This is a genomic window from Desulfovibrio sp. An276 (genome assembly GCF_002159665.1).
GTDB lineage: Bacteria > Desulfobacterota > Desulfovibrionia > Desulfovibrionales > Desulfovibrionaceae > Desulfovibrio > Desulfovibrio faecigallinarum.
The window spans coordinates 1-9107 of sequence record NZ_NFJC01000060.1 but is presented as its reverse complement, the minus strand read 5'-3'; the positions used below and the strand labels follow the sequence as shown (position 1 = coordinate 9107).

At 59.1% G+C, this 9107-nt stretch carries 9 protein-coding genes; 3 read left to right on the top strand and 6 right to left on the bottom strand.

The window, feature by feature from the left end; all coding sequences use genetic code 11:
* Nucleotides 1-85: 85 nt before the first annotated feature.
* Nucleotides 86-325 (bottom strand): flavodoxin family protein, encoded by a 240-nt coding sequence (locus B5F76_RS15435; protein WP_239407077.1) that lies wholly within the window; start codon nucleotides 323-325, stop codon nucleotides 86-88.
* Between the two features lie 477 nt (nucleotides 326-802).
* Here B5F76_RS15435 and B5F76_RS14640 point away from each other — a divergent pair, with 477 nt between their 5' ends.
* Genes B5F76_RS14640 through der form a run of 3 tightly spaced genes read left to right on the top strand, consistent with a single transcriptional unit; the run spans nucleotide 803 to nucleotide 3519 of the window.
* Complete coding sequence (locus tag B5F76_RS14640; protein WP_144268508.1) at nucleotides 803-1009, top strand: hypothetical protein; 207 nt, start codon at nucleotides 803-805, stop codon at nucleotides 1007-1009.
* Complete coding sequence (locus B5F76_RS14035; RefSeq protein ID WP_087355679.1) at nucleotides 1006-2136, top strand: RluA family pseudouridine synthase; 1131 nt, start codon at nucleotides 1006-1008, stop codon at nucleotides 2134-2136. Before B5F76_RS14640 ends, B5F76_RS14035 begins: the two co-directional genes overlap by 4 nt.
* A 21-nt stretch (nucleotides 2137-2157) precedes the next feature.
* Nucleotides 2158-3519, top strand: a complete 1362-nt coding sequence (gene der / locus B5F76_RS14030) for a ribosome biogenesis GTPase Der (protein ID WP_087355676.1) — start codon at nucleotides 2158-2160, stop codon at nucleotides 3517-3519.
* 73 nt (nucleotides 3520-3592) lie between these two features.
* Here the strand turns inward: der and B5F76_RS15230 are convergent, their stop codons facing one another.
* From B5F76_RS15230 to B5F76_RS14005, 5 genes are all read right to left on the bottom strand, one after another.
* Nucleotides 3593-4477, bottom strand: coding sequence for a DUF3426 domain-containing protein (locus B5F76_RS15230; protein ID WP_087355675.1), 885 nt, complete (start codon nucleotides 4475-4477; stop codon nucleotides 3593-3595).
* Between the two features lie 26 nt (nucleotides 4478-4503).
* Complete coding sequence (gene hpt / locus B5F76_RS14020) at nucleotides 4504-5037, bottom strand: hypoxanthine phosphoribosyltransferase (RefSeq protein ID WP_087355673.1); 534 nt, start codon at nucleotides 5035-5037, stop codon at nucleotides 4504-4506.
* A 21-nt stretch (nucleotides 5038-5058) separates the two neighbouring features.
* Complete coding sequence (locus tag B5F76_RS14015) at nucleotides 5059-5553, bottom strand: N-acetyltransferase (RefSeq protein WP_087355671.1); 495 nt, start codon at nucleotides 5551-5553, stop codon at nucleotides 5059-5061.
* Nucleotides 5554-5669: 116 nt separating this feature from the next.
* Entirely contained in the window at nucleotides 5670-6176 is a 507-nt protein-coding gene (locus tag B5F76_RS14010) for a TlpA family protein disulfide reductase (RefSeq protein ID WP_144268507.1), read from the bottom strand.
* 144 nt (nucleotides 6177-6320) lie between these two features.
* A complete protein-coding gene (locus tag B5F76_RS14005; RefSeq protein ID WP_087355667.1) occupies nucleotides 6321-8753 on the bottom strand; it encodes a homocysteine S-methyltransferase family protein in 2433 nt (810 codons plus the stop codon).
* Between the last annotated feature and the right edge of the window lie 354 nt (nucleotides 8754-9107).

Sequence of the window (9107 nt, the reverse complement as noted above, 5' to 3'; positions counted from 1 at the left end):
AGCCTGTGGAGAGGCTCCTTGCCTCGTTGAAGCGGAACCCGCCCAGGGATCAAGCTAGCTTGTTTCCGCTGGGAATCCTCCGCCTTTAGGCGGGGGAGGATGTCAACTCGACAATGTCGCCACCCACGCGCTGATGGATCATTTCCGCAATGGTGCGCGTGTTGCCGGAGTGGGAGAAGTAGACAACAAGCACGTTGTCACCCTTGCCAGCGGCCAGGACATCGGAACCTGCCAGGGGCATGGTGCCCAGGGCAAAGGCAGAGGCCAGGGAGGCCCTCAGGAAAAAGCGGCGCGAGGCAAGCAGGGGAGTATCGTTTCTCTTCATGGTGGTGGGCTCCATATGTTCGCCTGGGGGCCCTTATCGGCCCCCTCGGGGCATTGACGTATTGTGTCCGCAGATGCGTATGCTTCCCCGGGACAGAAGGAAGAATAGCCGCACATTGGTGTCCGCATGAAGGGGAAAACATTCCCATTTCTTGCCCATTTCTCGCATGAGTCCGGAAAAATCCCACGAGCTTTGGCTGATTTTTGGCCACATCCTGCAAACAGGACAAGGCTTGACGGCCCCCTTGCCGAACACGTAGAAAAGAATGTGCATCCTGCAAGCACGATGCACAAAAATTCCTTTGCCAACCTTTTCATTCAAGGAGGAAGGCGCTTCCTCCCCTGCACAAATGTAGGGGTATCCGCGCCAGTATTTGTGATGAATGCCGACACAGAGGGCCCCACGGGTCCCCGACCTAGTCCCCTGTACAGAGGGAGGGAAAATACCCTGAAAAAGCCGGGCGCGCTTGCCCTTTTCGTGCGCGAAGCCTACGGCCTCTCCCTTCTCGACTATCTCGCAGGGATCTGTTCCTGCCCTGCCACACTGATTCACCGCTGGATACGCACAGGGCAAATCCTGCTCAACGGCTCGCGTGTTCACCCCCACACTTCCCTGAACAGGGGCGACGCCCTCACAGTGCCAGCTTCGCTTGGCAGATTCGCCCAGGGCAGGGTCGAGTCATGAGCACGCAAGTGAGCACCCAAGTGCACACTGAAGCTTCTGCCCAGGGCAGCGAAAGGCTTCAGGGCATTGTGGTGAGCCACGAGGAGGCAGGACAAAAGCTCATGGGCTTCCTTGAGCGCCGCCTGCTTTTGCCCACACCGCTCTTGCACCGCTGGATACGCACAGGACAGATTCGCCTGAACGGCTCGCGCACCCAGCCCTTTGTGCGCATCAATGCCGGCGACAGCGTGCGTGTTCCTCCCTTTGCCGGTTCCATGTCGCAGCAGGCCCACGCCACACGGCAAAGACAGGAGCGCCAAAAGGCCCATGCTGCGGGAGCCACCGCGTCCTCCCCAAGGATCGCGCAGGAACACTACCAGGGTGCGAAAAGGCTGCAGACTGCCAGCCATGCAGCCCCGGGCCAGGTACAGGACGGTGTGGAGATCCTGGCCGAAAACGACGAGTACCTGATCGTCCTGAAACCCGCGGGCCTTCCCACGCAGCCTGGCACAGGCCACACGGACGCGCTCACAACGCGCCTGCAAATCCTGCGCAAGGGGGCCTTCACGCCCACACCTGTCCATCGCCTGGACAGGGACACCTCTGGTGTCCTTCTGGTTGCCAAGACCTTCAACGCACTGAGAAAGGCCCACGAGGCCTTGCGCAACCGCCAGGGTCTTGGCAAGGAGTACCTTGTCTGGGTGCACGGCATCTGGCAGGGCCAGGGGGACAGGCTTGTGCAAAGCTACATGCGAAAAGGCCTTGTTGGTTCCCAGGAAAGGATGCTTGTCTCGGATTCTCCCGCAGACGGTGCGCGCGAGGCCATGCTTGTGGCAAGGCCCCTTGGCTATGCGAAAAACGCGACCCTTTTGCAGATCCGCCTTCTCACAGGCCGCACGCATCAGATACGGGCCCAGCTTGCCCATTTGGGCTATGCGGTGATAGGGGACGGCAAGTACGGCAAAAGGAGCGCCGGCGAGCCCCTCTATCTGCACGCCCTGCGCTTGACACTGCCCAACGGCAAAAGCTATCAAGCCCTTCCGCGCTGGCAGGGCCCCTTTGCAGTGGACACATTGCCAGCACCCATGGCAGAGGAGGAGATTCGGCGCGCTTTCCCTGCCAGGCATAACGAGCGCCCAATCCTGTAACAAGCGACGCGAGCAAGGCCCATGTCTTCCACTCTTCCCAAGGTAGTTCTTGTGGGGCGCCCCAATGTGGGCAAATCCACCCTGTTCAACAGACTGATACGCAGCAACCGCGCCATAACGCACGACAGGCCGGGAGTCACGCGCGACAGGCTCGAAGGCATCGTCAGGCGCAAGAACATGCCCGAATTCGGTGTCATAGACACAGGCGGCGTGACCCTCGACGAGCGCGCTGTGGTGCAGGAAGGCCCCGAGGGCATACGCGGCTTCGAGGCGGAAATCCTGCAGCAGGTGCACACGGCCACGGAAGAGGCCGCAGTGCTGGCCTTTGTGGTAGACGGCAAGGACGGCCTTCTGCCCACGGACGAATACCTTGCAGACCATCTGCGCAGACTCAACGTGCCTGTCCTTTGCGTCGTCAACAAGGTGGACGGCGCAGAGCTCGAAGACAGGCTCACAGCGGAATTCCATTCCCTTGGCTTCCCTGTTCTGGCCGTTTCCGCAGAACACGGCTTCAATCTGCTTGAGCTTTGCGACACGCTCTGCTCCATGATTCCGGACTCGGCCTTTGTCGATCCCATAGAGCCCCCTGCCTTGCGTCTTGCCATGCTCGGCAGGCCCAATGTGGGCAAATCCTCCCTCATCAACGCCCTGTCCGGGGAAAAGCGCATGATCGTCTCCAACGTGGCAGGAACCACCAGGGACAGCGTGGACGTGCGCTTCAGCGTGGACGATCACGACTACGTCTTTGTGGACACGGCAGGTGTGCGCCGCAAAACGCGCATCACGGACACTGTGGAAAAGTATTCCGCAAACTCGTCCATCAAGTCTGCCGGCAAGGCGGACGTAACCCTGCTGACCCTTGACGCCATCGAGGGCGTGTCCTCCCAGGACAAGCGCCTCATGGACATGCTGAACACGCGCAAGATCCCCTTTGTCATCCTCATCAACAAAAGCGACCTTGTGCCTGCCACAAAGCTCAAGGATGTGGTGAAGGCCGCCAGGGAAATGCTCGGCTTCTGCTCCCACGTGCCCATTCTGACAGTCTCTGCCAAGAGTGGCGCAGGCCTTGAAAAAATCCTGCCCCTGGCCTCGGAAGTGCACGAGGAGTGCCAGGTGCGTGTGCCAACAGCCCAGCTGAACCGTGCCATGCAGACGGCCCTCACAAGCCATCAGCCGCCCCTCGTCAAGGGAGCACGCCCCAAGTTCTTCTACCTCACCCAGGCGGAAAGCGAGCCGCCGACCTTTGTCTTCTTTGTGAGCGATGCGGAGCGCGTCTCGCCCACCTACGCCCGCTACCTCGAAAGCAGCCTGCGCAAGACCTTCCAGATTCGCTACGCGCCCATGCGCGTCAAGCTGCGCTCAAGCCACAAGAAGGACAAGTAGCCCTTCCCTTTCACACCTTGCAAAAAGGCCCGCCCTGAGTTTTCAGGACGGGCCTTTGCCTTTCGGAAATTGTCTACCTTGCTGAGGGTGCGGCCGGTGCGGGCTGGGCCTGCGGGGCTGCAGGAACTGCAGGGGCAGCCTGCGCTGGCTGTGCCTGAGCCGGGGTCTGGGTTGGGGCCTGTGCGGCATTTTCCGCGATCTCGGAATCGCCCACCTTCACTGCGTATTCGTCAACGCCTGCAGGGGCATTCTGGAAGACCATGGTGAAGGGCACCCTGGCGCCGGGAGCAACATAGGCATTGGCTATGGCCTGCTCCTCCTCGTTTTCGAGCGCAGCCAGAAGTTCTGCCTCTGTCATGGCGCGCAGCTGCGTGTTGGAGAGGCGCACGCCTGCCTTTTGCACACGCGTGTCAATGGCCTGGCGCTGCTTCAGGATTGCACCCTCAACGTGAATGTTCTTTCTGGGCTGCTGATCGTGGTTGACCACAAAGCCCTCGATCACGAGCAGTGTGCCCACCTTGCTGTTGTCCACGTAGAACTGGCGCACGTCCTCAAGGACCAGTGCCTCTTCCACTGCCTTGGCCGCAGGGGCCTGGGGCTTTTGGGGAGCTGCAGTCTTGTTGCCCAGAACACGTTCCTGCAGGGCGGTTATCTGAGCCCTGAACTCCGGCAGGGTGCGGTAGGCGAAAGCGAAGCCCACGCAGATGAGCACGAGAAGCACAAGCCAGAGCATAAGGCCTCCGCGCTTTTTCGGCGCTGCAAGCTCCGGCAGGGCGCTTTCCTTGGGCATGGCAAGATCCGGCCCCTGGGGCTTGTCCGGCAGGGGAGGCTGGGCCTCCTCCTTGGGCCTTTCGAAGACAAAGACTTCCTTGCACACGGAACAGCGCAGGCGCGCTCCGTCCTTCACGCCGTCCGGCAGCACAAAGCGGCTGCTGCATCCAGGGCATGTAACCTGCATGATATTTTCCCCCAATTGTTTGCTGGTTAGTCGTTCGTGTACTCGACCACACAGATGTCCGGCAGGGCCCTGTACTGTTCCGCGTAGTCAAGGCCGTAGCCGACAATAAAGCCCCGATCGAGCTCGAAGCCGGCAAAATCGACCTGCACGCTGGCAGTGCGGCGCTCCTTCTTGTCCACCAGGGCAGCAAGCCTGAGGCTTTTCGGGCCACGCACCTTCAGGACATTGAACAGACAGGCCATGCTCTGGCCGCTGTCCACCACATCTTCCACAATGAGCACGTGCTTGCCGTGTATGTCCGTTTCGAGGTCACGCTCGAAGCGGATGTTGCCTGCCTGCATGCCGTTTCCGTAGCTTGCGAGGCGGACAAAGTCCAGGGTCAGGTTGGTGTCGTTTATGTGGCGCACAAGATCCGAGAAGAAGAGCACTGCCCCTTTCAGCACGCACACTGCGACCAGGGGCTCGTCGTGGTAGACAGCGTTGATCCTCTCTGCCAGCTCGCACACGCGCCTGTCTATGCACTCACGGGTATACAGGGGAGTAAGCCCGGTTATTCTCATGGTCTTCCTCGCTGATGAGCCCTATTGTGCAGGCTGAACCCTGTCCTTGTCCCTGATATCGTAGACAACGGCAAATTCGTCGCAGTCCGGGTACTTGGGACAATGCACGCAATCCGCCCAGATCTTTTGCGGGAGCACGTCCTTTTCCACAGTGGCAAAGCCCAGGTGGTTGAAGAACTTCTCCTGATAGGTCAGGGCAAAGACCCTGGAAATGCCTATTTCCGCACTGTCCTTGATACAGGCCTCAACCAGCATGCGCCCAAGGCCACTGCCGCGAAGATCCTCGCGCACAACAAGGGAACAGACCTCTGCGAGATCCTCCCACACGGGTGCCAGCGCAGAACAGCCCACTATTGTGCCGGTACTGTCCTCAAGCACGTAGAAGTTGCGGATATGGCCGTAGAGATAGGTAAGTGCCCTCGGGAGCAGCTGCCCCTTCATGGCAGCCATCATTAAGAGACCGTGGATGGGCTTGACATCGGCTATGAGCGCCTTGCGGATGACGTATTTGTCCATTGTTTTCGAATCACCCTGAAAATAAGGGAAGGAAGAGCGCGCGCCACAAGGGCTCGACGTCTCTCCCTGAATGAATGTGGATGTGGTATCGGTTGTGCCGGGAAAGGCCAGCGCACCTATTTCAGAAGTTCGCGGACCATTTCCTCGAAGGCAGCCTCGTCAAGGAAGCCGGAGAAGGCCCAGGCAACCTTTCCGTTCTTGCCGTAGCCCACGTTGAAGGGGATGCTGCGTATGGAAAAGGCCTGCACGACATCGCTGCCCGCGCGGTAGACCGGATAGTTTATCTTCATCTGCGCGACATAGGGCAAAACCTTGGCCACAGTGGCATCGTTGTCCACTGTGAGGCCCACAAAGTTCACCTTGCCCTTGTACTTATTCGTCATCTCCACAAGCATGGGGATTTCCGCCTTGCAGGGCGGGCACCAGGTGGCAAAGAAGTTCACCACCACGGGCTTGCCCCTGTTGGCCTGCACAAGCTTTTGCAGTCCCTGCACGCTGAGTGTTTCCAGGGGGGCCTTGGGTGCCGCAAGGGCAGAAGAGGCGAGGATCAGGACAAGTGCGACCACGAGGGCCTGTATGCGCGCAAACATCTGACGTTCCTTCCTTGGGTCACGGGCCGGCATGTCGGCCACATGTTGGCAATGCAAGTTGTGCGCGACCTGTTTTGTCACGCAGGGAGGCACTTAGCACGAAGCAGCCCAAAAGGCAAAAAGTTCCTGTGCCCTTGCGAATCAAAACGCAAGGGCACCCTTCCCCAAAAAAACAGCTTATGCGAGCCTTGTGAGCCTCTTTGCGGCCTCCACAGCCTCCACTGCGTCAAGGCAGTAGGCGTCTGCCCCTATGGCCTCGGCAAAGCTTTTTGTCACTGCAGCGCCGCCAACCATGACCCTGATGGGAAGGTTTTGCTCGCGCACCATGCGTATGGTGTCTTCCATGCGCACCATGGTGGTGGTCATGAGCGCAGACAGGCCGATGATGCTTGCCCCGTGCCTTTTGGCAAGATCGACGATTGTCCCTGCCGGCACGTCCTTGCCTGCGTCAACCACCGTAAAACCGTGGTTCGAGAGCAGAAGGGCCACGATGTTCTTGCCTATGTCGTGCACGTCCCCCTCCACAGTGGCAAGCACAATGGTCGGCCGCTCCTCGTCGCTCTCCTTCGCAAGCAGGGGCTTTACGTGCGCAAAGGCCTTTTGCATGGTCTCTGCCGAGCGGATGAGCTGGGGCAAAAAGTAGACCTTCTTCTCGTAGAGCGAGCCCACTTCGGTGATAGCCGGAATGAGCTGGCCGTTCACGATGTCAAAGGGATTGGTTCCCCTGGCAAGCTCCTCGTCTATGAGGGCTGTTACGCGGTCGCGATCGCCCTGAAGTACTGCCTCGCCTGGGGTGGCCGCGCCCTTTGCATTCCCTGACAAAGCTCCCCTGCCCTGAGCCTGGCCCTGCGTCTGGGCGCCACTCTTCCAGTCTGCAAACGCTCCTATGAAGCAAGCTGCGTTGTCGTCCTTTGCGAGCAAAAGGTTGGCGCTTGCAACTGCCTCGCGTATGCGGGCACTTGCGGGATTGGCTATGCAGGAGTTGAGGCCTGAGCCTGCTGCCATGAGCAGGAAGGAAGAGTTGATGAGCTCGCGCGCAGGCAGGCCAAAGGAGATGTTGGAAAGGCCAATGGTTGTGGCAAGGCCGTTTTCCCTGCACCAGGAAAGCAGCTTCAGGCATTCCACAGCGCCCTCGGGCTTGGAGGAAATGGCAAGAGCCAAGACGTCCACCATGACAAGGCGTCTCGGGATGTTGAGGCTGTCTGCCTCGCGCAAAAGATCCTCAAGGATGGCTATGCGATCGCTTGCCTTCACAGGCAGCTTCGCGTCGCGCATGGGCAAGAGGATGAATGGCATGCCAAAGTCGCGACAGGCGGATCCCAGACGCTCCATGCGGCCCTTCGCGCCGTTTATGGAATTGACAAGGAAGGAGGCAGGACACCAGGGCATGGCTGCCAAAATGGCGTCGTCGTCCGAGGAGTCGAGGCTCAAGGGGATGGTGTGGCGCATGACAAGCTCTGCCACAAGCCTTGGCAAAAGCTCTACCTGATTCACGTTGTGGGCGCCCACGTTCACATCAAGGAGGCTTGCCCCGTCCTGCACCTGTTCATCGGCAAAGGCAGTGGCAGCGGCAAAGCTGCCCTCCTGAAGTTCTGCTGTGAGCTGCTTCTTGCCTGTGGGGTTGATGCGCTCTCCTATGATGGCAAAGGGTTCCCCTGCTCCTATGCGCACAAGGCTCTGGCGGCTTGTGAGCACTATGCCCTCGCGCTTTTCAAAGGGAACAGAGCGGCCAAGACGTTTGCCTTCCAGTGCCTTTTTGAGGGCAGCTATGTGGGCAGGCGTTGTTCCGCAGCAGCCGCCAAGAATGCGTGCGCCAAGGTCCGCAAAGGGGGCAGTGAGTTCGGCAAAGCGTTCAGGCCCAAGAGGGAAGACAGTTGCCCCGTTTTCAAGGACAGGGAGGCCTGCGTTGGGTTCGGCAAAGACCGGCACCGAGGAGACACGCAAAAGCCTTTCCACTATTGCGCCCATGGACTCCGGGCCCACGCTGCAGTTGGTGCCAAGGGCTGCCACGCCGAGATTCTGCATGGTCTCGGCAAAGATTTCCGGGCTTGAGCCCGTGAGCGAGGTCCCGTCCTCAAAGGTCATGGAGGCAAAGACAGGCAGATCGCAGGCGCGCCTTGCAGCGACAACCGAGGCTCTTGCCTCGCCAAGGTCGAACTGCGTCTCTATGAGGACAAGGTCGCAGCCACCGTCTGCAAGGCCCCGTATCTGGGCCTCGAAGCCCTGTATGTGCTCCATGGGGTCAAGATCGCCAAGGGGTTTTGAAAAATGCCCGCTGGGGCCTATGTCTGCAGCAACGCACACAGGGCGGCCAGCCTCGTCCGCGGCCTGTCTCGCAACCTGGGCCAGGGTCTTGCTGGTCCTGTAGACATCAAGGTCCCTGTCCAGCTTGAAGGCACTGGCGCCAAAGGTGCAGGCTATGATGATGTCCGCGCCTGCGGCTATGTAGGCCCTGTGCACGTCAAGCAGGATGTCCGGCCGCTCGAGGCAGAAGCGTTCGGGGCCTATGCCTGCGGGCATGCCTGCCTGCTGCAGCATGGTTCCCATGCCGCCGTCGAAAAGAAGGGGTCTGTCCTGAGCCAATAGTGCGGAAAGTCTTGATTGGGCCATAAAAAACACCTTGGGTTGCGAAAATTTCTATCTGGACTTTACTATATCAAGATATCCAAATATTGGTATTCAATAGACAAAAAAGGGAAAAAAGGCAAGATTTTTTGTACCAACTCTGCCTGCGCATTCCCCACTCGTAAGAGTGGGGTTAGCAGGCAGGTTGTCCTGTTGTAGCTTGTATAACGGGTCGTAAACGCAAAAGAAACAAAAGATAACTTTGGTACGTATGCGTGATAGCCATTTCCGTATTGCTAAAGAGATAGAAGTCTGTTATGTCAAGTCCTATCATCTTCCACCTGTTCTGCGCATGAGCCGGGAGGACGGCACAATGCAGATTTTCTCCAGCTACAAGGT

Bases quoted from the DNA above. Each gene is read 5' to 3' on its own strand.
- B5F76_RS15435 (WP_239407077.1), bottom strand. From the start codon at position 325: ATGAAGAGAAACGATACTCCCCTGCTTGCCTCGCGCCGCTTTTTCCTG.
- B5F76_RS14035 (WP_087355679.1), top strand. From the start codon at position 1,006: ATGAGCACGCAAGTGAGCACCCAAGTGCACACTGAAGCTTCTGCCCAG.
- der (WP_087355676.1), top strand. From the start codon at position 2,158: ATGTCTTCCACTCTTCCCAAGGTAGTTCTTGTGGGGCGCCCCAATGTG.
- B5F76_RS15230 (WP_087355675.1), bottom strand. From the start codon at position 4,477: ATGCAGGTTACATGCCCTGGATGCAGCAGCCGCTTTGTGCTGCCGGAC.
- hpt (WP_087355673.1), bottom strand. From the start codon at position 5,037: ATGAGAATAACCGGGCTTACTCCCCTGTATACCCGTGAGTGCATAGAC.
- B5F76_RS14015 (WP_087355671.1), bottom strand. From the start codon at position 5,553: ATGGACAAATACGTCATCCGCAAGGCGCTCATAGCCGATGTCAAGCCC.
- B5F76_RS14010 (WP_144268507.1), bottom strand. From the start codon at position 6,176: ATGCCGGCCCGTGACCCAAGGAAGGAACGTCAGATGTTTGCGCGCATA.
- B5F76_RS14005 (WP_087355667.1), bottom strand. From the start codon at position 8,753: ATGGCCCAATCAAGACTTTCCGCACTATTGGCTCAGGACAGACCCCTT.